This is a genomic window from Paenibacillus sp. CAA11, from assembly GCF_003060825.1.
GTDB lineage: Bacteria > Bacillota > Bacilli > Paenibacillales > Paenibacillaceae > Fontibacillus.
The window spans coordinates 46,503-69,004 of the sequence record NZ_CP028922.1; the positions used below are offsets into that span (position 1 = coordinate 46,503).

Sequence of the window (22,502 nt, forward strand, 5' to 3'; positions counted from 1 at the left end):
GGCCGGAATCGGGGTAGAGGTCATGAAAGAACGAAGTGCGTCATCCAAGTTGCTTAAGGGAGCGTTGGTGTTAGGCCTGGCGGCTATTGTCACCAAGCTTCTAGGGACGCTGCAGAAGATACCGCTGCAAAACATTGGGGGAGACGGTGTATTTGGCATTTATAATACCGTGTACCCGTTCTATACGCTGATTATTACGCTGGCTATGGCCGGATTTCCAACCGCAGTCGCCAAATTCGTCGCCGAGCGTGAGGCCGCTCAGGATTCGCAAGGCGCAAAGGAAGTACTGCGCGTATCTGTCATCATGATGCTGGTGCTCGGGGTGGCAGCTGCACTGGTGCTTTATTTGGGTGCTCCGCTATTGGCACATTGGATTGGCAGCTCCCAGGTGGCGCTCTCGCTGCGTGCAGCAGCTCCGGCCCTGCTATTCGTGCCTTTGCAAGCCGTGCTTCGCGGCTATTTCCAGGGGCGGCAGGATATGATGCCTACCGCCCTCTCTCAAGTGACAGAGCAGATGGTCCGGGTAGCCTTTATGATTACTCTGCTCTTCTACTTCACGCAGCTTGGAGCAGGCGATAGTGAAATGTCGGCCGGCGCTATAGCCGGTTCGGCAGCCGGCGGCTTGGCGGGTCTTATTGTGACCCTGCTATACTGGGGGCGCCATACCGCCCGAGCAAAGGCCAAGCCTGCACTTGATCCGAAAGCGCAAAGCCGTGGGAAGCTGCAGATTCCGGGGCTGAAGGGAGCTGCCTTATTGAAGCAGATGCTGCTTTATGCGCTCCCGATCTGCTTGGCCGCCCTGGCAGTGCCCCTGCTGAGTCTTGCCGATACGTTTACTTTGCCGCGGCTCCTGCAGCAAGAAGGTATGAAGGAGGCGGAAGCCCTGATCCAGATTGGTGTCTATAATCGGGGAATGCCGCTGGTCCAGCTTGTTGCCATGCTGGCCACCTCCTTGTCGGTGCTGTTTATTCCGGCTATGGCGGAGCTGAAAGTGAAGGGTGACCTTAAGCTGGCCCGCCTTCAGGCGGGAACCGCGATGCGCTGGTTCTGGCTGATCGGCGGGGCGGCGTCCGTAGGTCTGGCTGTGCTGGCAGAGCCGATCAACGTCATGCTCTATGCGGATACCGCCGGCAGCGGGGTGCTGCGCTGGGTCGCCTTGTCCGCCGCGCCAGCCGCGCTGGTCACCGTATCGACAGCCTTGTTGCAGGGCCTGGGCTCCGTGATGGCACCGGCTGTCTATCTGGTGCTGGCTGCGCTGCTTAAGATCGCGCTCAATCTCGCGCTCGTGCCGCACCTTGGCATCACCGGTGCGGCGATTGCGGGCACGGCGGCCTATGTATTGGCCGCCGTACTGAATGCGGCACTGCTAAGCCGCCGTCTGAGCCTGCGTGCCGGCTCCTTGGCGGCAGTGCCGCGAAGCTTGGCCGCCCTGGCCATCATGGCGGCCGCAGTGCTGCTGCTGCGCTGGGGATGCATATCGGCCGGGCTGGGTGCCGGGCGGCTTGCTGCCGCAGCAGAGGGGCTTGCCGGCGTCCTGCTGGGCGCCGTGGTGTTCGTCCTGGCCGCGCTGCGGCTGGACCTGATCCGCGCCGCGGAGCTAGCAGCCCTGCCGCGCGTCGGCCCGAAGCTGGTCAGCGGCCTGCGGCGCCTTGGGCTGCTGCCGAAGGCAAGCTGAAATTTGGTGTCAGGCGAACAGGGATGGTATAGTAGACACAACCATTTATTTTGATCACGGCTAAGAAGTACGGTAGAGAGCAGGAGAGTGGGCAAAAGATGAATGCAACGTTAACCGTCGTCGGTCTCGGATCGGGAGACCCGGATCGGCTGACTTTAGGCAATTTACGGACGCTTCAAGAGGCGAAGCGGCTCTATGTGCGAACCGCAGAGCATCCAGTGTTAGACTGGTTGGCAGCCTCTGGCGTGTCCTTTATGTCTTTTGATGAGGTGTATGAAGCCAAGGGTGATTTCCCCTCCGTGTATGAAGAGATCGCCAGCCGGCTTATCGCGGAAGCTTCTCAAGGGCAGGATGTTGTGTATGCTGTACCGGGCCACCCGATGGTGGCGGAAGCCACTATCAAGCTGCTGCGCGAACGCTGCCCGCAAGCTGGGGTTGACTTACAGATTGTGGGCGGGGAGAGCTTTCTGGATGAAGCCTTTACTCGGCTCGGTTTCGATCCGATTGAAGGCTTCCAGCTGCTTGATGCCTCCGGGATGACGGCGGCTCACCTGCAGCCCTCATTGCATACACTGATTGGACAAGTGTATGATGTCTTTACCGCTTCTGATGTGAAGCTGAGCCTGATGGAACGCTATCCTGAAGACTACGAGATTATAGTTGGACATGCCCTCGGTGTAGAGGGGCAGGAGCGCATTGAGCGCATTCCGCTGTATGAGCTGGACCGGGTGAAGGAGTTCGGCAACCTATCGCTGGTGTACGTGCCGCGCAGTGAGGATGAGGATTTGCGTATTCGTACTTTTGAGCGCCTTCATGAGATTGTCGATATTTTGCGCAGTCCGGAGGGCTGCCCGTGGGATCGGGAGCAGACGCATCAGTCTATTCGCAAGAATCTGATCGAAGAGACGTACGAGGTGCTCGAGACGATTGACGAGGACGACCCGCTCCATATGCAGGAGGAGCTCGGCGATCTGCTACTGCAGATTATGCTCCACGCTCAGATGGAGGAAGAAGAGGGCGTCTTCAACGTTTATGATGTCATTCAGGGGCTGAATGAGAAGCTGATCTTCCGTCATCCGCATGTCTTTGGGGAGCTTAGCGCAGAAGATGCTGAATCAGCACTCTCCAATTGGGAGGCCATGAAGGCTGAGGAGAAGCGCCGGAAGGGTCTGCAGCCTGAGGCTATGTCTGCACTGGACAGCGTTCCAAGAGATCTGCCGGCCCTGATGAAGGCTTATAAGCTGCAGAAGAAAGCGGCGAAGGCTGGATTTGACTGGGAGGATGCTGAGGGAGCAATGGCTAAGCTGGAGGAAGAGCTTCAGGAGCTGAGGGAAGCCATTTCGCAGGGTCAGTCTGCGGAAGAGCAGGCGCTTGAGCTTGGGGATGTTCTGTTCTCTGTAGTCAATGCCGCTCGGTTTATCGGGGTTGACCCCGAAGAGGCGCTCTCCCTGACGAATCGCAAATTTGTCCGACGTTTTAAGTATGTTGAGACAGAGCTCCGGGCGCTGGGGAAACAACCTTCGGACAGTACGCTGGAAGAGATGGACCGATTATGGGACCAAGCTAAGCTCAAAGAGCGCCAGCAGTCCGAATAGCAGCCGGCTTTATAAAAAAATAAAAAAATAAGGCCGGGGCTTGCAGGAATTTTAGAGGTAGAACCAGAATACTGAGTAAGCGTTAACCGCAGTTTTTTATTTTTTTGAATTAATAGGAGGCTTTAATAATGAACAAGACAGACCTGATCAACAATATTTCCAGCAAAAGCGGTTTGACTAAACGTGACGTTGAGCTCGTTCTTAACGGATTCTTGGGCGAAGTTACAGAAGCCCTTGCTGGCGGAGACAAGGTTCAACTGATTGGCTTCGGTACCTTCGAAACTCGCAAACGTTCCAGCCGTACTGGCCGCAACCCGCAAACAGGCGGAACCATCGAGATTCCTGAATCCAATGTGCCAGCCTTCAAAGCAGGCAACAAGCTTAAAGAAGCCGTAAAATAATGCGTGTAGATAAATTCTTGAAGGTATCGCGGTTAATCAAACGGCGGACGGTCGCCAAGGATGTGTCTGACCAAGGCCGGGTTCTGATTAACGGACGGGAAGCCAAACCGAGCAGCACGGTTAAGATTGGAGACGAGATCACAGTCCAATTTGGCCAGAAGCTGGTAACGGTTCGCGTGGAACGGCTGGCCGAGAGTACCCGCAAGGAAGAAGCCGCAACCTTGTATACTTTGGTCAAGGAAGAACCGATCGCGAAGAGCAGCGGCCTGGACTGGAATTAACAATTATTTGCGGCAACCCAAGCATGTCCCTTAGGGACATGCTTTTTTTGGTGCTCCAATACCATAGTTAGCAAGCAGCGACTGCTTCGTTTGGATCGTATTTTATTTATCCTTCTTGCATCTTCTACCGTTCTAAAGCTCTTCCACCTCCCATAAGCTTATATCAGTAGAAGGAGGGGTACATGCCATGAACGATCAAGGAAGAGGGAAGCCGCAGGAGATTAAGCTGTATAGCCGCAAGCTGCTTGAGATTTCCGGCGTTAATAATGTGGAGAGCTTCGACAGTGAGGAATTCCAGCTCCAAACCGAGTTAGGCCGTCTAGTTATTCGAGGCCAGAATCTGCATATTAAAAATTTGGATCTAGAGCAAGGCTTCGTTGCTATTGAAGGGACGGTTCATGCGCTATCCTATCTAAATCCAGGCACCCAAACTAAAAGCAAGGGACTTATCGGCAAGCTGCTGCGATGAATCTGGAGGTACAGGGGCTAACCCTGTTGTACATGCTGTTGGCTGGCGGGATGCTCGGTATTGTATTCGACAGCTACCGGATCATATCCGGGCATCTGCATTTTCCCCGCTGGAGCATACATGGGTTTGATCTGGTCTATTGGGTGGGAGCAGCTCTCTTTGTATTCCGTATGCTCTATCATAGTAACCAAGGGGAATTGCGCTTCTATGTGTTCCTAGGGTTATTTTTGGGGGTCTGGATTTATTTTTTATTCTTAAGTGTTATAACAGAGCGATTTGTGGTAATGTTAATGAAGATAGTTAACCGTATTTATGCTGCATTAGTGCGGATATTCCAGATATTAATTGTAGGCCCGTTACGTCTGGCTTGGAAGGCTGTAAGGCTCCTGCTTGGATTTTCGGGAGTGATCCTGATGTTCTTGCTTCGAACCTTTGGTTTGCCTGTCTGGAGACTGATCGTATGGGCGACTTCTCCACTAGTTCGTCGGCTTCGTATTCCGGACGGGCTTCACTGGCTGAAGAGGAAGGGCTCCGCCTTTTATCACTGGTTGTTTAAGAAATAGATGCTTTGTAGGAGGTGTATGTCATGCGCGCAGCAGCTTCCAGATCAGGCCAGAACAGCCGCAATAGCAAAGACAATTCCGGCGCCAAACGGCGGCTTAAGCTGTGGCTTGCAGTGGTGATTATATTTATAGGATGGGCAATTTATATGTTCATTGCTCAATCCGGCGATATTCATGAGAAGTCCCTGCAGCTCGCGCAGACTAAACAGAACCTGACCATATCCGAACAGAATTTGGAGCAAATGAAGTATGAGATCAACCGTCTGAAGGATCCAGAGTACATTGGCCAGATTGCCCGCAAGAAATATGGTCTCTACCAGCCATGGGAGATACCCATTCACAAGGCAGCGGACGGAAACTAACGATACAAACCGTAAACGGAACGATAGCAGGCTAATTGTTCATTTTCCCTGATAGCACTAGGGGATTCGCCTGGTTGACCTGTTCTGAGTCATTCGGTATAATCAAATCACCGCAGCGGGAATTCTATATCTTGCTGTATATTTTTAAGGGAGGATCATTTTATTTTATGGCAATTGAAGTGGGCACCAAGTTAGAGGGCAAGGTGACAGGCATTACGCATTTTGGAGCATTTGTGGATCTGTCTGGAGGTGTCACGGGTCTCGTTCACATCTCGGAAATCGCTGATAACTATGTCAAGGATGTTAATGATCATTTGAAGATCAACGACGTGGTTACAGTTAAAGTCATCAATGTGGATAAGGATGGCAAGATTGGTTTGTCGATTAAGCAGGCGGTAGATCGCCCTGCTGAATCTAGACCTCCGCGTGCGCCTAGACCGGATCGTCCAAGCGGCGGCAGAGACGGAGATCGTCCTGGCGGTGGTTATAACCGCGACCGGGGTGGACGTTCATTCAAGCCTCCGGCTAATAAAGCTTCATTCGAAGATAAGGTGTCACGCTTCCTGAAAGATAGTGAAGAGCGTATTTCGTCGCTGAAGAAGAACACAGAAGGTAAACGTGGAGGACGCGGCGCCAAACGTATGTAAGTCCATAAAGTCAGAAGCTCCGCTGCTCAAGGCCAGCCTAGCCTGATGATGGAACCCATGATGATATATAAACAAACCGTAGACGCAGGTTTTGCGCTCTACGGTTTTTTTGTCGTTGTCAGCTCGTCCGCCGACAGGTTCCTACGGATTTCCAGTTATCTCCGGGCAAATCGCTAATGCATCTGCGGGAGATGCTCTATCTGCTCCTTGTCCACGAGGGGAACATAGGGACGGGTATAGGCCGTTTTCCGTATGGCAGTCGCGAGTTCGCGTGTTTTTTGGATATACTCTCAATTTGTCGTAAGATTTTTTGAGAGGTACCCCGGTTTCTGACAAACTTTCCATGAGGGCCCGCCTATAATGAGACTTACTTAAAACTTGAGAATGGTGGTGCCCGAATATGGACAAGCGGAACGTGATTGCATTTCCTGGATTAAAAAAAGGCAAGGAGGAGCCTGACGGTAAAGGGTGGTTAGCTGGACTGAAGGAACGGCTGGGAGCCCTGAAGGCAGTTCAGTATATTACGGCCAACCGATGGGGGCTCCTGCTGACTCTAATAGGATTTTTGCTGGGGAAAGCTACAATACTGAATGAGCTTAGCCCTTTTGCTGCAGCCTTTTTTGCAGTCATCCTCTTTATGCGGCGGGATTTGGTTGTTCCGGTGTTTGCCTCGATCCTGCTTGGGTCTTTATTCGCACCCCAGATTCAAGCTGTGACCTTATTATTCGAACTGACCATGATCCTGCTGATGAAAAAAGGAATGGAGTCCTTTGAGCGATCCGAGCTATCCTATGCTCCCCTCATGGTTTTTACCTCAACATTTCTCGTAAACCTGTTCACGGCAGTCATTGAACCTACATTGACCTGGTACTCTATGCTAATGGCGGCGATGGATGCTGTACTGAGCTTTGTGCTTACCCTGGTGTTTATTCAGGCCTTGCCTTTATTTGCGTTCCGCAAAAAGAGTTATCAGCTGAGGAATGAAGAGATACTATGTCTGATCATTCTGCTGGCTTCGGTCATGACTGGTGCGGTAGGCTGGGCAATTTATGGCCTTTCGGTTGAGCATATTTTATCCCGTTATCTTATTCTGGTATTTGCTCTGGTGGGGGGCGCCCCTCTAGGGGCATCGGTTGGAGTCGTTACGGGACTTATTCTCAGTCTGGCCAATACGTCTGCAATTTATCAGATGAGTCTGCTTGCGTTCTCAGGCATGCTCGCCGGAATGCTGCGGGAAGGCAAGAGATGGGCCGCAGGCTTCGGGATGCTTCTAGGCTCTTCTATATTATCGATTTATTTAAGCGGGCCAGGTGATATTATGAAGTCTACTTGGGAGACCTGTGCAGCCGTTGTTCTGTTCCTGCTTACGCCTAAAAGTATAATAGCCGTCGTCTCCCGCTATGTTCCGGGAACACAGGATCACAGCCGATCTCAGCATGAGTATGCAAGGCGCATTCGGGATGTTACTGCAGAACGGGTTACCCAGTTCTCTCAGGTGTTCAAGCAGCTCTCTCGCAGCTTTATACAGGTGCCTTCTTCCGGAGAAGTGGCAAGGCGCGGGGAAGAGCTTGATCACTTCATGAATGCAGCTGCCGAGGGGGCCTGTGCCAGCTGTTACCGAAGAGGCCAATGCTGGGACGGCAAGTTCTATCAAACTTATAAATATATGACCGAAATGATGACGGCGATTGAAGAGAACCCCGAAATGGACAAAACAGAGTTTCCGCCGAAATGGAATAAGCTGTGCTGCAAGACGGATCAGGTCCTCGAAGTGATGAAACGGGAATATGAGCTTTACCAACATGATATGCACTGGAAGCGTCAAATATACGACAGCAGGCAACTGGTGGCTGACCAGCTATCCGGGGTATCCCAGGTCATGGAGGACTTGGCCAAAGAAATAAAAAGAGAAGGACAAGCTATGTACCATCAAGAGGAACAAATTCGTGAGGCACTCCAGCACATGGGTCTATCTATTCATAGTATAGATATTATCTGTCTCGATCATGGTCACGTGGAGATTGAGATTATCCATGCATATACTCGCGGCTTTGATGAATGCCGGAAGCTGATCGCTCCGCTGCTCTCTGATATTCTGGGAGAACAGATTGCCGTGATGACGGAGACGATGAGGGACGCTTCGGGGGGCTTGCAGACGGTCACCTTTGGCTCTGCCAAGACGTATGAAATCACTACGGGTGTGGCAGGTGCAGCTAAGGGAGGTGATCTGCTGTCTGGAGATACATTCAGCAGTGTTGAGCTGGGCAACGGCAAAGTTGCTGTGGCGCTCAGCGATGGGATGGGCAACGGCGAAAGGGCTCGCCTTGAGAGCAGCACAGCTCTTGGAATATTGGAGCAGCTTCTTCAGTCGGGGATGGATGAGACTCTTGCCATCAAGTCCGTGAATTCCGTGCTTATGCTGCGTTCTCCTGATGAGGTTTATGCGACAGTGGATATGGCGCTTATTGATGAATACTCGGCCAAAACTACGTTTTTAAAAATCGGCTCCTCCCCCAGCTTTATCAAGCGCGGAGATGAGGTAATCCAAGTGTCGGCCAGCAATCTTCCTGTGGGGATTATCCAGGATATTGAGGTGGACTTGATTACTCTTCAGCTTCAGCCCGGGGATACCCTAATTATGATGACCGATGGCATCTACGATGCTCCCGGGTATGCAGTGAATAAAGAGCTGTGGATGAAGCGGATGATTCTGGAGATGACCAGCGACGATCCTCAAGCAATAGCCGATAACCTGCTTGAGTCCGTGATCCGCTATCAGAAGGACCAAATTCATGATGATATGACCGTAGTGGTCGCGAAAGTGGAGCATCATCTTCCAGAGTGGTCCACATTGCATGTTCCTGGTGTTCAGCGAATGGAGAGACCTCGAACGGTGAGTTAGAGGCTGACTTGATTGGAGTCTACTTGCATGCAATAGAATGAAGCTAGAAGGGACGGCCTCTTTGGCAGCAGTCTGCCGTGGAGCCGTTTCTCTTTTTTATCATTCCTTCCGAGTTTGAATGGTAGTTTTGGTGGAAATACTAGAGACAAGTAGTTAAGCCAAAACGAGGCTACCGCACGTTTTAAGGGCGATAGCGAAACGGAGGAAGTTAGGGATGAAGCAAATTCTTCTTATTACAGACGGATGTTCGAATGTGGGGGAGAGTCCGGTTATGGCGGCAGCCCGTGCCAAGCAGGAGGGGATTATAGTCAATGTGGTGGGTGTTATTGATTACGGCACAATTGGTGAGTTGGGGGCTCTGGAAATTGCTGAAATTGCCAAGGCAGGCGGCGGCATGAGTCGCTTGGCGGAGACTAAGCAGCTGGCCCGCACGATCCAGATGGTCACCCGCAAAACCGTGGTTCAGACAATTCAGCAGGCGGTTAATAAGGAGTTGAAACAAATTTTGGGAGCGGAGTCTGTGGATGCCCTGCCTCCGGATAAACGGTCACAGGTGGTAGAGGTTATGGATGAGCTGACGGAGATGTCCCCCCTTCAAGTAGCCCTGCTTATTGACACCAGTGCCAGCATGAAGCCTAAGCTGGCTGCTGTGGAAGAAGCGATTCGCGATCTTATGCTTAGCCTTGGTGCCCGTAGAGGAGAGAGCCAGCTGGCTGTATTCCATTTTCCCGGAAGGCATAGTGGTGAAGAGGTGGTGCTTGACATCGACTGGACTTCCGAGCTTGGGAGTGCACGCTCTATGTTCAATCGTCTTGTGATGCGCGGAGCAACACCGACCGGCCCTGCGATGTTAAGAGTGATTGATTTCTTCCGTTATGGTACACTTAATGGATATCTTACGGGTTTGGGTGAAGCCGATGACGGGGAAGGAATTCTCGGTGAATACGTCCACTGATTTTGTTTTGGAGCCAGGAACCCTGATCACAGGGCGCTGGCGAGGTGGGAAATATAAGGTGAAGCGTCTCTTGGGCCAAGGTGCTAACGGGGTGGTTTATTTGGTGCAGACGCCAGGCCGCCCCGAGTCTTATGCGCTTAAGATGGGGTATGACACTATTGATCTTCAGTCCGAAATTAATGTGCTGAAAGCGCTCCAGTTCCAGAGTCATGGACGCGGCATTCCGTCTGCCTCCTCTTATTTGGTGGAAGTGGACGATTACCGTATGAAGGACCAGAAGATCCCATTCTATGTGATGAGATATATCAAGGGCGAGCCGCTCAGTTTTTTTGTCGCCCGCAAGGGGGCTGACTGGTTAGGCCTTGCGGGCCTCAGCCTGCTTCGTCAGCTGCGCAAGCTGCATGAATCCGGCTGGGTCTTCGGCGATCTCAAGCCTGAGAACGTGCTGGTCTCCCCATATGGTGAAGCAGAATTAATTGACTATGGCGGCGTTAGCTTGATCGGCCGGAGTGTGAAGCAATTTACCGAATGGTATGATCGGGGCTTCTGGAACGCGGGCAGCCGCTCGGCGGACGAGGCCTATGATTGGTTCGCCTTCTCCGTAGTCTGCATTCACCTGTTGGCTGGTTCTGAGCTTAAAGCAGCAGCAAGAGGATTGCCCCAGGTACGGAGTGTGCAGGATTTGCTGGCTATCGTGGACAAGGTGCCGCGTCTGGCGCCTTATGCAGGATGGCTTAAGTCAGGGTTAACGGGCAAATTCAGCACTACGACGGAGGCCTGCTTGCGGTGGGAGCAAACCATCCGAAAGCCTTCCGTCCGTAAAACCCTTGCTACGCCGAGGTGGCTTTCTAGGGCCTTCATCCTGTCGCTGGTCCTGCTGGGATGCGCTCTTTATTGGCATATCCGGTACCTACTTTAAGTAGTAAGAGGTATTTTGTAAAAGAAAAGAGGGTTTAGCACATGGATCAGCTTAATTTTGATCGTCTGGTAGCACATGTGCGCAGAACGGCAGAAGCAGCAAAGATGTGGTCTCCCGAAGATACCGTGGTGGTCGCAGTATCGGGGGGACCGGATTCTGTGGCCCTTTTGCACGTTCTTCATCAAATTGCATTAAGTGAAGATTGTCCATTACAGCTGATTGTGGCTCATGTGAATCACGGGTTCCGTCCCGAGGAGTCTCGCGAAGAAGCGGAATTTGTGCGCGAGCTGGCTGCTCAGCTCTCCTGGCCTTTTGAGCTCGCAGAAGTTGACGTGCCAGCCTATATGAAGCAGACCGGAATGGGTGGACAGGAAGCCGCTCGCGAAATGCGCTATACATTTCTTCATCAGGTGGCAGACCTGTACGGGGCTCACAGCATTGCGTTGGCGCATCATGGAGATGACCAGGCTGAAACTGTGCTGCTGCGGTTGCTGCGTGGAAGCGGCCTTACCGGGCTTGCAGGAATGAAGCTCAAACGTAGAGAGAAAAATGTGGAACTTGTTCGTCCCTTCCTTCGTATATACAAGACGGACTTGATTCGTATTTGCCATGAATCCGGTTTTACTTATATAACGGACAGCAGCAATTTAACGAACAAATATGTGAGGAACTCGATTCGCTTGGATGTTTTGCCCTTTTTGGGGCAATATAATGGGCAACTGACGGAATCCTTGAACCGTCTGTCCGTGGTCGCGGGAGATGAAGACGACTATATGCAGCTAGCTGCAGAGGATGCCTTCAAGCGTCTTGCATTCACCCGGTCTGATGGGGGAATCGTGCTTGACATAAAGCCGTTTGTTCAGCTACATGTCGCTTTACAACGGAGGTTGATTAAACTAATATTAACTTATCTGCCTTTAAATAAGGAAGAATCGGATTTTACTAAGATTGAAGCATTGCGGTTAAGAGCTCAACAGGAGCAGCCCACAACCTGGAGGCTAGATCTGGGCGGTGGATCATTATGCCGCCGGGAGTACCATCAATTGGTTTTTCTTCCTCAGGAGGAAGAGGGTAAGCCGTTTCAATTCTGTCTGGAGACTCTTCCCGCCAAGGTAGCCATCCCTGGAACGGGGAAGGTGCTTGAGGTTACAAGGCAGACAGAGTTTAATCATGCTGTATCCTTGATGCCGCATAATCAACACGAAGCCTTGTTTGATGCGGACGAGCTGATTTTTCCGCTTACCGTACGCTCCCGCCAGCCGGGTGACGCGATGAGAATCATGGGATTAAACGGAAGCAAAAAGGTTAAAGATATTTTCATTGATGAGAAAATACCTCCTTCGCTCCGTTCTCGCTGTCCTCTTGTCACGGATGCCGCAGGCCGCATCCTATGGATTCCTGGAATTCGGCGCTCAAGTCATGCGCTTGTTGGACCGGGGTCTTCTGCTGTCATTTCTGTTAAATGGAATGAGGAGGAAGGAGAGGCAGCCGGGTTATCGGTGGGATCAGGCTTTCATAGTATAACTTAGGAGGTTCGCGAAAGTTGCAGAACGATATTCAAGAAGTGCTTATCAGCCGGGAACAGATTCAAGAGAAGGTGGCCGAGCTAGGGGCTGCTTTGAGCAAGGAGTACGAAGGCCGTAATCCGCTCGTTATTTGCATTCTTAAAGGTGCCTTTATATTTATGGCCGATCTCGTAAAGGAGATTACCGTTCCGATCGAGCTTGATTTTATGGCTGTATCCAGTTACGGTGCCTCAACTCAATCCTCAGGAGTTGTGAAGATTATTAAGGATTTGGACACTTCTGTAGAAGGGCGCGATGTACTCATTGTCGAAGACATTATCGACAGCGGTCTGACCTTGAGCTACTTGATCGACGTTCTTGAGCGCCGCAATGCGAAGACCATTAAAGTGGTCACGCTGTTCGATAAGCCGGTGCGCCGTACAGTGGATCTCAAGCCGGATTACACTGGCTTTGTGATGCAGGATGCCTTTATTGTCGGCTATGGTCTGGATTATGCCGAGAAATACCGCAACCTCCCGTATATCGGAGTGCTAAAACCGGAGATTTACACTACCTAAGGCGGTGACTTAAGGCAGTCCCCGACAGGGCCCGCCTCAAGTTGAGATCGCTGGTTGGGCTATGGTAAAATAACTAAAGTGTCTCGAGAGGAGGTAGGGGATGAATCGGTTCATCCGGAATTCTGGTTTTTATTTAATACTTTTCTTAGTCGTGGTGGGCATCGTCCAATTCCTCAGCAGTGGAAATGAGTCGGCCGACACCCCTAGGTATGATCAGCTGCGGCAACAATTGCAGAGCGACAATATCGGGGAAATGACTATTCAATTTGACGGATACACGTACCGTGTGACCGGTAAATACAAGGATAAAGTCGATAACAAGACGAATTTCGCGACTTACATTCCTTATGATTCACAGGCTGTAGGCGAGTTGATCGGCAAGAGTGAGCAGAACAAAGTGCAGCTGTCCGTGAAACCGATGCAGGGCGAAAGCATTTGGCTGACCTTCCTGACTTCTATAGTTCCGCTTGCTATCATGTTCATTCTGTTCTTCTTCTTGTTTAATCAAGCGCAGGGCGGCGGCGGCAAGGTCATGAACTTTGGCAAGAGCCGTGCTCGCCTCTATAATGAAGAGAAGAAGAAGGTTACGTTTGAAGATGTAGCTGGAGCGGATGAGGAGAAGCAGGAACTGGTAGAGGTTGTAGAATTCCTCAAGGACCCTCGCAAGTTCTCAGCTGTGGGTGCGCGTATTCCTAAGGGCGTGCTGCTTGTGGGACCTCCGGGTACAGGTAAGACCCTTCTGGCTCGTGCAGTAGCCGGTGAGGCTGGCGTGCCGTTCTTCAGCATTTCCGGTTCCGACTTTGTGGAAATGTTCGTTGGTGTAGGTGCATCCCGTGTACGTGACCTGTTTGAAAATGCCAAGAAGAACGCTCCATGTATTATTTTCATTGACGAAATTGATGCCGTTGGCCGTCAGCGTGGTGCTGGACTCGGCGGCGGACATGATGAGCGCGAGCAAACGCTGAACCAGTTGCTCGTGGAAATGGACGGCTTTGGAGCAAATGAAGGGATTATCATCGTTGCTGCAACGAACCGTCCTGATATCCTTGACCCGGCCTTGCTTCGTCCGGGACGATTTGACCGTCAAATTACCGTTGACCGTCCTGATGTGAAAGGCCGTGAAGCTGTTCTGAAGGTACATGCTCGCAATAAGCCTTTGACCAAAGATGTGAAGCTGGATGTCATTGCGAAGCGGACCACAGGCTTTACAGGCGCAGACCTGGAGAACCTGCTTAATGAAGCAGCGCTTCTGGCAGCCCGCCGGAATCGCAGAGATATCTCGATGACTGAGGTGGATGAAGCGATCGACCGCGTAATTGTCGGTACAGAGAAGCGCAGCCGTGTCATCAGCGACCGCGAGAAGCGGATTGTGGCCTTCCACGAAGCGGGACACACGATTGTCGGTTACTTCTTGGAGCATGCGGATATGGTGCACAAGGTTACAATTATTCCGCGCGGTCGTGCAGGCGGATATGTAATCATGCTTCCTAAGGAAGACCGCATGCTGGTAACTAAGCAGGAGCTGCTGGACAAAGTAACCGGCCTTCTTGGCGGACGTGTAGCCGAAGAACTCTTTATCGGTGAAATTGGCACAGGCGCTTACAGTGACTTCCAACAAGCTACGGGCATTGTGCGCAGCATGATCGTAGAATACGGTATGAGTGAGAAGCTCGGTCCAATGCAGTTCGGAACATCGCAAGGCCAAGTGTTCCTGGGCCGTGATATCGGACATGAGCAGAATTATAGTGATCAGATTGCTTATGAGATCGACCAAGAGATGCAGCGCTTTATCACGGAATGTTATGAACGCTGCCGTCAGCTGCTGACAGAGCATTCTAAGGAAGTGCATCTGATTGCAGAAACCTTGCTCGAGCTTGAGACTTTGGAATTGGATCAAATCAAGCAATTGATTGAGAACGGTCATATTTCCAAGGATACCGAAGGTGACAGCGAGTCTGGCAACGATCCTGAATCCGGCACTCCTATTGTAGACAATATCGGGGATGTGCGCGTACGGATTCAAGGTAAGGATGAGACGGTACCTAATCCGCCGGAAGGCGATATTCCTAACGATGTACCGGGCGGAAGCGGTAATGATATTACCCGTGACGTACCTGTGGATACACCAGAAGGAACCGTTCGAGACATTCCAGATGCCCCTGAAGGTGGCGAAGGTAACAACAACAATAACAATGGTAGCAACGATGGAGGCAATCGTCCGGTGTAACCGGGAAGCATGCCTGATTCGTTCAGACTTTTGAAAGACCGGAGGCCCGGATAGGGCTTACCGGTCTTTTTTATCATCCGCTCTGCTGTGGACCGGTATGGCTCTGAAAAGAGCAGCATTTCTGCGAGCAAACCCATGACTCGCTGATTGACAGTCGAACAGGTTGTTGTGTAAATTAGGTGTTAAACAATGGAACTTCATTCAAGGTACGGGGAACTAGCAGGAATGCCCGTGACATCATAGCGTTGCATTTGTGAAATAAGGTGCAGCAATATAGGAGGAACAGTGGTGGAGGCATTAGCTTTGGAGCGCAGGGCCGCGCAAAATCGCGAGCTGCAGGAAAGGCTTGTTCAACTGAAGAAGGAACGTAATGCAATTATTCTGGCTCATTATTATCAGCGTGATGAAATTCAGGAAGTCGCCGATTTTCGCGGGGATTCCTTTTTGCTTGCCCAGAAGGCTGCAGCAACTGATGCGGAGGTTATTGTGTTCTGCGGTGTTCACTTCATGGGAGAGAGCGCCAAAATCTTAGCACCTGACAAAACCGTTCTGATTCCCGATGAGCGGGCAGGCTGCCCCATGGCGGATATGGTCAATGTGGATGGCCTTCGCAAACTGAAGGCGCAGCACCCTAATGCCAAGGTTGTTACATATATAAATTCTTCTGCCGAGATTAAAGCAGAGACGGATATTTGCTGTACTTCATCCAATGCGGTCAAGGTCATTCAATCACTGGATGCGGAAGAGATCATCTGGGTGCCGGATAAGAACCTCGGCCACTATGTGCAGCAGCATACAGACAAGAAGCTGATCATCTGGGAAGGATATTGCAACACCCATGATATGCTGAAGGTCAAGGATGTCGTGGAGATGAAGGCCAAGTATCCTGGAGCAGAGTTCGTAGTACACCCGGAATGTCGGCCGGAGGTTGTAGCTATGGGGGATTTCGTAGGCAGTACTACAGCAATTCTGGATTACTGCAAAAATTCAAGTTGTCAGGAGTTTATTGTAGGGACGGAAGACGGTACAGGATATCAACTTCGCAAGGACAGTCCGGATAAGGCCTTTCATTTTGCCACGAAATTTCTCGTATGTCCGAACATGAAGGTTAACAACTTGAAGAAGCTGGTCAAGTGCCTGGAAACGATGCAGCCGTCGATTTATGTGCCCGAGAATGTCGCCGCCAAGGCCAGATTATCCCTAGAGCGCATGTTACAAGTGAAGTAGCATGCGCTACTCTCTGTCTTAAGATGGGTGAGAATATGATACCTCAATATTTGGTTGATTTTGATCTGAGTGAAATGCCGATTCGGGATACAGAGGTCATCGTAATCGGTTCTGGAATTGCTGGTTTGTTCGCAGCCATTCAGGCTGCTAAGAATCAGCGGGTCGTGCTGATCGCGAAGCAAAGACTGCTGGAAAGCAATACAAGATATGCCCAAGGTGGAATTGCAGCGGTAATGTCAGAGGACGACTCACCTGAAGAGCATCATAGGGATACACTGATTGCGGGAGCCGGACTCTGTGATTCGAAAGCGGTACATGTCCTGGTGCATGAGGGTCCTGCGGTAGTACGGGAGTTGATGGAGCTGGGAACCGTCTTCGACCAGGAGAACGGGCATCTCGCCTTAACTCAAGAGGGGGCGCACAGTCATCGGCGGATTTTGCATGCCCATGGGGATGCAACTGGTTATGAAATTGTGCGTGCCTTGGCGGAGCAGGTAAAGGCACACCCCCATATAGAGATCTGGGAGCATCACTTTGTGATTGATCTGATTACCGAGCAGGAAGAATGCTTAGGTGCACTGGTTCAAACACCTGAGGGAAGCAGAGTATTTTTGCGCGGGAATGCGACGGTCTTGTGCACTGGAGGCGGAGGCCAGCTCTATAGATACACCACTAATCCCGAAGTAGCTACGGCCGATGGACTAGCAATGGCTTATCGAGCTGGAGCGGTGCTTCGCGACCTGGAATTTGTGCAGTTTCACCCGACTGCCCTATGTTATGCCGGAGCTCCGCGATTTCTTATTTCCGAGGCGGTACGTGGGGAAGGTGCTGTGCTTAGGAACAGCTTGGGCGATCGATTTATGCCGAAGTATCACCCACAGCTTGAGCTCGCCCCGCGAGATATTGTAGCGAGAGCCATTGTATCTGAGATGGAGACATTACGAAGCTCTTTCGCATACCTGGATATCACGCATGAGAAGCCGGATTTGATCCGGCGCCGGTTCCCGACCATTTATGAGACCTGTCTGAGCTATGGGCTGGATATGACCACGGACTGGATTCCTGTAGCTCCGGCTGCGCATTATATGATGGGAGGCGTCCGCACAGATCTTCACGGGGAGACAAACATTCACAGGTTGTTCGCCTGTGGGGAAGTGTCCTCCACCGGTGTGCATGGAGCGAACCGCCTGGCCAGTAACTCCTTGCTGGAGGCGCTTGTATTCGGACGCCGGATTGTGGAGCGTGTGGGCCAGCTTCAACCGTTAAGCTGTAGTGGGCATGTGAAAATGAGCAGCTTGGGCAGAACGGACAAACCTCCTGTTGATCTGGCTGAGCGAAGACTGAAGCTGCAGAAGACCATGGTGCGTAAAGTCGGCCTGCGCCGGAACGCAGTTCTATTAAAACAAGGGATAGAAGACCTCAAACAGGAGATGTCTATATACAAGGCAAAACTTGAAACGATGGAACAGCTCGAATTTGCTAATATGCTGACTGCTTCCTTGCTCATTGCGGAGTCTGCACTGGCGCGGCCGGAAAGCAGGGGCGGACATTATCGTGAAGATGATCTAGCTGCGGATGATGAGCGGCGTTCAGCTAGACATATGCTGTGCCAGAGGGAAAAAGGAATGCTGGAGGAAATCAATCAATGATATTTAATGGATATAATGAAGGTCTGGCCGATTCGATCCACGAATGGCTTAAGGAGGATGTAGGTTCCGGAGATGTCACCACCCAGGTGACGATTCCTGCAGGCCATGAGTCCAAGGGGATTATTCATGCCAAAGAAAGCGGCATTGCCGCCGGTATCCCGGTAGCACGGCTTGTATTTGAAATTGTAGATCCTACCTTAGTGTTCAAGGCTTATGTACAGGACGGAGACTCTCTTGTAAAGGGAACTGTACTTGCAGAGGTGGAGGGAAGCACGCACAGCATCTTGACTGGGGAGCGTCTCGCCCTGAATCTCATGCAGCGGTTATCCGGAATTGCGACAAGGACGCGGCAGTTTGTAAATGAACTGGACGGGCTATCTACCCGGCTTGTGGACACCCGCAAAACCACACCGGGTCATCGGATGCTGGAGAAATACGCAGTAAGAGTCGGCGGTGGCGCCAACCATCGGTTTGGCCTATATGATGCCGTTATGATCAAGGACAATCATATTAAAGGGGCCGGAGGCATCTCTGCCGCAGTCCAGCGGGCCCGGGCTCAGATTCCGCATACAATGACGATTGAGGTAGAGACGGAGAACTTAGAGCAGGTAGAAGAGGCCTTGTCAGCCGGAGCTGATATTATCATGCTTGATAATATGACCCCGGCCAGTATGGAAGAGGCTGTAAAGCGAATTAAGGCCAAAGCACCGCATGTGCGTGTAGAGGCTTCAGGTAATGTCTCTTTGACAACCGTTAGAGGGATTGCTCAGAGCGGGGTCGATATCATTTCGGTGGGAAGATTAACGTACTCCTTCAACAGCCTGGATATTAGCCTAGATTTAAACGGTAAGAAAGAGGGGTAACGGTATGATTCTTGTAGTGGATGTAGGCAACACGAATATTGTACTTGGGATCTATGAGAATAAGGAGCTTTTGCATCATTTCCGTCTAAGCACAAACCGTCAAGCTACAGTTGATGAATATGGTATAATGATTCACAATCTGTTTCAGATGTCTCATATTGCTGTAGGAGATATTGAAGGCGTAATTATCTCTTCGGTGGTGCCTCCACTGATGTATGTGCTGGAGCAGATGTGTGTAACTTATTTGAAAAAGAAGCCGTTGGTGGTTGGCCCTGGAATCAAGACCGGCCTTAACCTGCGGTATGAGAATCCCCGTGAAGTAGGAGCCGATCGTATTGTGAATGCAGTAGCTGCCGTTGAAGCCTACGGCGGTGAGCCGCTTGTTGTTGTGGACTTTGGAACAGCAACGACTTTTGACTGCATTGATGAGAAGGGAAATTACTTGGGCGGAGCTATTGTGCCGGGAATCGGCATATCGACGGAAGCTTTGTACCAGCGTGCTTCTAAGCTTCCGCGTATTGAATTGGAGAAGCCGAAGAAGGTCATCGGACGCAACACCATTCATGCGATGCAGGCTGGCATCATTTTCGGCTATGCAGGTCAGGTTGATGGTATTGTTAGCCGCATTGCCGGGGAAATGAACGCAAAGCCAAGAGTGATTGCCACCGGCGGTTTGGCTGAGCTGATTGCCAGTGAGGCAGGGACAATTGATGAGGTGGATCCTATGCTGACGCTAGAAGGACTGAGACTGATTTACCAGCGGAATGCTTAAGGGTTAAAGCCTGTAAGAAGGATAGAGGACAGATACAATAACTTAATTATAGCAGTGGCCATAATAGAGCCAACGCTAAAAGGAGGCATGTACCCATGGAACAACAAAAAGACCGGTTAATCCGGGGAACGGCAATGGATGGAAAGGTGCGTGCCTTCGCGGTTCGTACCACAGCACTTGTTGAGGAGCTGCGTGTTAGACATGATACGTATCCTACGACTACTGCGGTGCTGGGACGCACAGTAACGGCGGCTGCCATGATGGGCGCTATGCTGAAGGGCAAAGAGAAGCTAACCGTTCAGATCAAAGGGGACGGGCCTGTTGGCACGATCATGGCAGATGCGAATGCTCAAGGGGAGGTTCGTGGTTACGTCACGAATCCACATGTTCATCTTCCAAGCAACAGTCTGGGTAAGCTGGATGTAGCGGGCGCGGTCGGAACTACCGGGTTCATCCATGTGACGAAGGACCTTGGTCTGAAAGAGCCTTATCGCGGAAGCGTACCTATCATTTCCGGGGAGCTTGGCGAGGATTTCACTTACTACTTTGCGGTATCTGAGCAGACGCCTTCTGCCGTAGGCTTGGGTGTATTGGTTGGTGTAGACAATGAGGTCATTGTGGCTGGCGGATTTATTATTCAGCTCCTTCCGGGCCTGAGTGATGATGAGATTACGGCAATTGAACAGGCTGTGAGTACATTGCCGCCTGTAACTTCACTGCTCGATCAAGGCATGGACCTGGAAGAAATGCTGCGCTGGCTGCTGCCTGATGTGAAGGTCATGGAGGAAATGGACATTAACTTTGCCTGCAGTTGTTCTCGCGAACGCGTGGAGAAGACGCTGATTAGTCTTGGCGAGCAAGAGCTGGAGCAGCTGATTGAGGAAGATGAGACGACAGAGGTTGTATGTGACTTCTGCCGAGAGGCATATACATTTACACGAGCTGAGCTGAGAGAATTGTTGGAACAAGCCAAATAAAATGCAAGTTGTGTGTCTCCCCTGCCCTTGTCTTGTTATGAGTTATAATCATAACGGGCGAAGACAGGGGATTTTTTACACCTCAGGTTGACAAGGCAGACCAGGGATTGTTAATATAATAGTAATAAATACCTACTTATTCACTCGGAAATAATAGATTAACTAAGGTATGTACGATGGATTGACCATTGACAGCTTAGATAAACCGCAAGCCTTTGTGATTCATTAGCAAGATCTTTATATTTTTAAGGAGGACTTACAATGGCCAAAGTTGTAGATAATGTAATCGAACTGATTGGCGGCACACCGCTGGTTCGCTTGAACCGGGTCGTTCCGGAAGATAGTGCAGAGATTTACGTGAAGCTGGAATACCAGAACCCGGGCTCCAGTGTTAAGGACCGGATTGCATACAGCATTGTGGAGGAAGCGGAGAAGGCCGGAAGCCTTAAGCCAGGCGGAACGATCGTAGAAGCGACCAGCGGGAATACGGGAATCGGCCTTGCGCTTGTTGCCGCGGCTAAAGGGTATAAGGCAATTATCGTTATGCCTGAAACCATGAGTATTGAACGCCGCAACCTGCTTCGTGCCTATGGGGCTGAGCTTGTTCTGACTCCAGGCTCCGAAGGGATGAACGGCGCTGTTAAGAAGGCAGAGGAGATTTTGGCTGCAAATCCGGACTACTTCCTGGCCGATCAATTCAAGAACGAAGCCAATGTGAAGATTCACCGGGAGACAACCGGTCCTGAGATAGTGGAGGCCATCGAGTCTCTTGACGGCAAATTGGATGCCTTCGTAGCGGGCATTGGTACCGGCGGCACCATCTCCGGTGCAGGAGAAGTGCTTAAGGACCGTTTTCCAGAGATTAAGATTTATGCGGTTGAGCCTGCGGCATCACCTATCTTAGCTGGCGGCAAGCCTGGACCGCATAAGATCCAAGGCCTGGGCGCAAACTTTGTTCCAGAGATCCTGAATCGTGAAATTTATGATGAGATCATCCATGTAGAGAATGAGGAAGCCTTCGAACAGGCCCGTCTGGTAGCGAAGGAAGAAGGAATTCTCTCCGGTATTTCTTCAGGAGCAGCTGTGTTTGCTGCTCTTAAGGTAGCGAAGGAATTGGGCAAGGGTAAGCGGGTAGTTGCAATTATTCCAAGTAACGGGGAACGTTATTTGAGTACGCCGCTTTATAACTTTGAAGCTTAATCTATTTTTATTGAATTTGAGCTCCGCGTTAATCCGTAAGGAATAGCGTGGGGCTTTTTTCTAAGTGAACCAGCTTCCCTCAATTCCCGAATAACATGTTAAGATGGAAGTATAGAAAGCAGTCGGAAACAAGGAGGAGGCACTGCCATGATCTTGGTCATCGATAACTATGATTCATTCACCTACAATCTTGTGCAGTATTTGGGTGAGCTTGGACAGGAAGTGACAGTACACCGTAATGATGAGATTGATATTAAGGGTATCGAGGCTTTGGCCCCTGATCATATTTTAATATCACCGGGTCCTTGCACCCCTAATGAGGCGGGGATCAGTCTTGAAGTTATTCATCATTTCAAAGGAAAGGTTCCAATCTTTGGCGTCTGCCTTGGACATCAATCCATTGGACAGGCCTTTGGCGGTAAGGTGATTCGTGCAGAGCGCCTAATGCATGGAAAGACTTCACCGATTATTCATCATGGCGGTTCCGTATTTGCCGGACTGCCCTCTCCATTTATCGCTACCCGTTATCATTCGCTGCTGGTTGAGCGGGAGAGCCTTCCGGATTGTCTGGAGATCACAGCAGAAACGGATGAGGGGGAGATTATGGGCCTACGTCATAAGGAATATGACATTGAGGGCGTACAATTTCATCCGGAATCCATTATTACGGATTACGGGCATCAGATTCTTCGTAATTTCCTCAGTCGAAAATCGGCATCGTCAATTTAATCATTT

The 22,502-nt window shown here is 50.9% G+C and carries 21 protein-coding genes; all 21 read left to right on the forward strand.

Features of this window, described 5'->3' with window-relative positions; genetic code table 11:
* Positions 1 to 22 precede the first annotated feature (22 nt).
* The 21 genes from DCC85_RS00225 to pabA all read left to right on the forward strand — a co-directional run bounded on the left by DCC85_RS00225 (position 23) and on the right by pabA (position 22,496).
* Complete coding sequence (locus tag DCC85_RS00225; RefSeq protein WP_108467642.1) at positions 23 to 1,675, forward strand: putative polysaccharide biosynthesis protein; 1,653 nt, start codon at positions 23 to 25, stop codon at positions 1,673 to 1,675.
* A 98-nt stretch (positions 1,676 to 1,773) separates the two neighbouring features.
* Complete coding sequence (mazG, locus tag DCC85_RS00230) at positions 1,774 to 3,270, forward strand: bifunctional methyltransferase/pyrophosphohydrolase YabN (RefSeq protein WP_108463765.1); 1,497 nt, start codon at positions 1,774 to 1,776, stop codon at positions 3,268 to 3,270.
* 128 nt (positions 3,271 to 3,398) lie between these two features.
* Positions 3,399 to 3,671, forward strand: coding sequence for an HU family DNA-binding protein (locus tag DCC85_RS00235; RefSeq protein WP_108463766.1), 273 nt, complete (start codon positions 3,399 to 3,401; stop codon positions 3,669 to 3,671).
* Positions 3,671 to 3,952: an RNA-binding S4 domain-containing protein gene (locus DCC85_RS00240; protein ID WP_108463767.1), complete on the forward strand. Its 282-nt coding sequence runs from the start codon at positions 3,671 to 3,673 to the stop codon at positions 3,950 to 3,952. The genes DCC85_RS00235 and DCC85_RS00240 overlap by 1 nt, the downstream gene beginning before the upstream one ends.
* Positions 3,953 to 4,139: 187 nt before the next feature.
* The gene (gene yabP / locus DCC85_RS00245) at positions 4,140 to 4,421 is read left to right on the forward strand and encodes a sporulation protein YabP (protein WP_108463768.1); all 282 of its coding nucleotides are present in this window, start codon (positions 4,140 to 4,142) and stop codon (positions 4,419 to 4,421) included.
* Positions 4,418 to 4,984, forward strand: a complete 567-nt coding sequence (gene yabQ, locus DCC85_RS00250; RefSeq protein ID WP_108463769.1) for a spore cortex biosynthesis protein YabQ — start codon at positions 4,418 to 4,420, stop codon at positions 4,982 to 4,984. Before yabP ends, yabQ begins: the two co-directional genes overlap by 4 nt.
* Positions 4,985 to 5,007: 23 nt before the next feature.
* Entirely contained in the window at positions 5,008 to 5,346 is a 339-nt protein-coding gene (locus tag DCC85_RS00255; RefSeq protein WP_108463770.1) for an FtsB family cell division protein, read from the forward strand.
* 167 nt (positions 5,347 to 5,513) lie between these two features.
* Entirely contained in the window at positions 5,514 to 5,993 is a 480-nt protein-coding gene (locus DCC85_RS00260) for a S1 domain-containing RNA-binding protein (protein ID WP_108467643.1), read from the forward strand.
* A 400-nt stretch (positions 5,994 to 6,393) separates the two neighbouring features.
* Positions 6,394 to 8,895: a stage II sporulation protein E gene (gene spoIIE / locus DCC85_RS00265; protein WP_108463771.1), complete on the forward strand. Its 2,502-nt coding sequence runs from the start codon at positions 6,394 to 6,396 to the stop codon at positions 8,893 to 8,895.
* 214 nt (positions 8,896 to 9,109) lie between these two features.
* The gene (locus DCC85_RS00270; RefSeq protein WP_108463772.1) at positions 9,110 to 9,850 is read left to right on the forward strand and encodes a vWA domain-containing protein; all 741 of its coding nucleotides are present in this window, start codon (positions 9,110 to 9,112) and stop codon (positions 9,848 to 9,850) included.
* A complete protein-coding gene (locus DCC85_RS00275) occupies positions 9,834 to 10,769 on the forward strand; it encodes a serine/threonine protein kinase (RefSeq protein WP_234414435.1) in 936 nt (311 codons plus the stop codon). Before DCC85_RS00270 ends, DCC85_RS00275 begins: the two co-directional genes overlap by 17 nt.
* A gap of 41 nt (positions 10,770 to 10,810) precedes the next feature.
* The gene (tilS, locus tag DCC85_RS00280) at positions 10,811 to 12,298 is read left to right on the forward strand and encodes a tRNA lysidine(34) synthetase TilS (RefSeq protein ID WP_108463774.1); all 1,488 of its coding nucleotides are present in this window, start codon (positions 10,811 to 10,813) and stop codon (positions 12,296 to 12,298) included.
* 14 nt (positions 12,299 to 12,312) lie between these two features.
* Positions 12,313 to 12,852, forward strand: a complete 540-nt coding sequence (gene hpt / locus DCC85_RS00285; RefSeq protein ID WP_108463775.1) for a hypoxanthine phosphoribosyltransferase — start codon at positions 12,313 to 12,315, stop codon at positions 12,850 to 12,852.
* A 100-nt stretch (positions 12,853 to 12,952) separates the two neighbouring features.
* Positions 12,953 to 15,079, forward strand: coding sequence for an ATP-dependent zinc metalloprotease FtsH (ftsH, locus tag DCC85_RS00290; protein ID WP_108463776.1), 2,127 nt, complete (start codon positions 12,953 to 12,955; stop codon positions 15,077 to 15,079).
* A gap of 288 nt (positions 15,080 to 15,367) precedes the next feature.
* Positions 15,368 to 16,306 carry a quinolinate synthase NadA gene (gene nadA / locus DCC85_RS00295; RefSeq protein ID WP_108463777.1) on the forward strand — a complete coding sequence of 313 codons (939 nt, stop codon included), beginning with the start codon at positions 15,368 to 15,370 and terminating at the stop codon, positions 16,304 to 16,306.
* 35 nt (positions 16,307 to 16,341) lie between these two features.
* On the forward strand, positions 16,342 to 17,955 hold the full coding sequence (nadB, locus tag DCC85_RS00300) for an L-aspartate oxidase (protein ID WP_108463778.1): 1,614 nt from the start codon (positions 16,342 to 16,344) through the stop codon (positions 17,953 to 17,955).
* A complete protein-coding gene (gene nadC / locus DCC85_RS00305) occupies positions 17,952 to 18,818 on the forward strand; it encodes a carboxylating nicotinate-nucleotide diphosphorylase (protein WP_108463779.1) in 867 nt (288 codons plus the stop codon). The genes nadB and nadC overlap by 4 nt, the downstream gene beginning before the upstream one ends.
* A gap of 4 nt (positions 18,819 to 18,822) precedes the next feature.
* The gene (locus DCC85_RS00310; protein WP_108463780.1) at positions 18,823 to 19,590 is read left to right on the forward strand and encodes a type III pantothenate kinase; all 768 of its coding nucleotides are present in this window, start codon (positions 18,823 to 18,825) and stop codon (positions 19,588 to 19,590) included.
* Between the two features lie 95 nt (positions 19,591 to 19,685).
* Positions 19,686 to 20,567, forward strand: coding sequence for an Hsp33 family molecular chaperone HslO (hslO, locus tag DCC85_RS00315; protein WP_108463781.1), 882 nt, complete (start codon positions 19,686 to 19,688; stop codon positions 20,565 to 20,567).
* A gap of 261 nt (positions 20,568 to 20,828) precedes the next feature.
* Positions 20,829 to 21,767 (forward strand): cysteine synthase A, encoded by a 939-nt coding sequence (cysK, locus tag DCC85_RS00320; RefSeq protein WP_108463782.1) that lies wholly within the window; start codon positions 20,829 to 20,831, stop codon positions 21,765 to 21,767.
* A 147-nt stretch (positions 21,768 to 21,914) separates the two neighbouring features.
* A complete protein-coding gene (gene pabA, locus DCC85_RS00325; RefSeq protein WP_108463783.1) occupies positions 21,915 to 22,496 on the forward strand; it encodes an aminodeoxychorismate/anthranilate synthase component II in 582 nt (193 codons plus the stop codon).
* Positions 22,497 to 22,502 lie beyond the last annotated feature (6 nt).

Bases quoted from the DNA above. Each gene is read 5' to 3' on its own strand.
- cysK (WP_108463782.1), top strand. From the start codon at position 20,829: ATGGCCAAAGTTGTAGATAATGTAATCGAACTGATTGGCGGCACACCG.
- DCC85_RS00270 (WP_108463772.1), top strand. From the start codon at position 9,110: ATGAAGCAAATTCTTCTTATTACAGACGGATGTTCGAATGTGGGGGAG.
- nadC (WP_108463779.1), top strand. From the start codon at position 17,952: ATGATATTTAATGGATATAATGAAGGTCTGGCCGATTCGATCCACGAA.
- DCC85_RS00225 (WP_108467642.1), top strand. From the start codon at position 23: ATGAAAGAACGAAGTGCGTCATCCAAGTTGCTTAAGGGAGCGTTGGTG.
- DCC85_RS00235 (WP_108463766.1), top strand. From the start codon at position 3,399: ATGAACAAGACAGACCTGATCAACAATATTTCCAGCAAAAGCGGTTTG.
- DCC85_RS00240 (WP_108463767.1), top strand. From the start codon at position 3,671: ATGCGTGTAGATAAATTCTTGAAGGTATCGCGGTTAATCAAACGGCGG.
- tilS (WP_108463774.1), top strand. From the start codon at position 10,811: ATGGATCAGCTTAATTTTGATCGTCTGGTAGCACATGTGCGCAGAACG.
- yabQ (WP_108463769.1), top strand. From the start codon at position 4,418: ATGAATCTGGAGGTACAGGGGCTAACCCTGTTGTACATGCTGTTGGCT.
- DCC85_RS00310 (WP_108463780.1), top strand. From the start codon at position 18,823: ATGATTCTTGTAGTGGATGTAGGCAACACGAATATTGTACTTGGGATC.
- DCC85_RS00260 (WP_108467643.1), top strand. From the start codon at position 5,514: ATGGCAATTGAAGTGGGCACCAAGTTAGAGGGCAAGGTGACAGGCATT.
- pabA (WP_108463783.1), top strand. From the start codon at position 21,915: ATGATCTTGGTCATCGATAACTATGATTCATTCACCTACAATCTTGTG.
- ftsH (WP_108463776.1), top strand. From the start codon at position 12,953: ATGAATCGGTTCATCCGGAATTCTGGTTTTTATTTAATACTTTTCTTA.
- hslO (WP_108463781.1), top strand. From the start codon at position 19,686: ATGGAACAACAAAAAGACCGGTTAATCCGGGGAACGGCAATGGATGGA.
- nadB (WP_108463778.1), top strand. From the start codon at position 16,342: ATGATACCTCAATATTTGGTTGATTTTGATCTGAGTGAAATGCCGATT.
- mazG (WP_108463765.1), top strand. From the start codon at position 1,774: ATGAATGCAACGTTAACCGTCGTCGGTCTCGGATCGGGAGACCCGGAT.
- yabP (WP_108463768.1), top strand. From the start codon at position 4,140: ATGAACGATCAAGGAAGAGGGAAGCCGCAGGAGATTAAGCTGTATAGC.
- spoIIE (WP_108463771.1), top strand. From the start codon at position 6,394: ATGGACAAGCGGAACGTGATTGCATTTCCTGGATTAAAAAAAGGCAAG.
- DCC85_RS00255 (WP_108463770.1), top strand. From the start codon at position 5,008: ATGCGCGCAGCAGCTTCCAGATCAGGCCAGAACAGCCGCAATAGCAAA.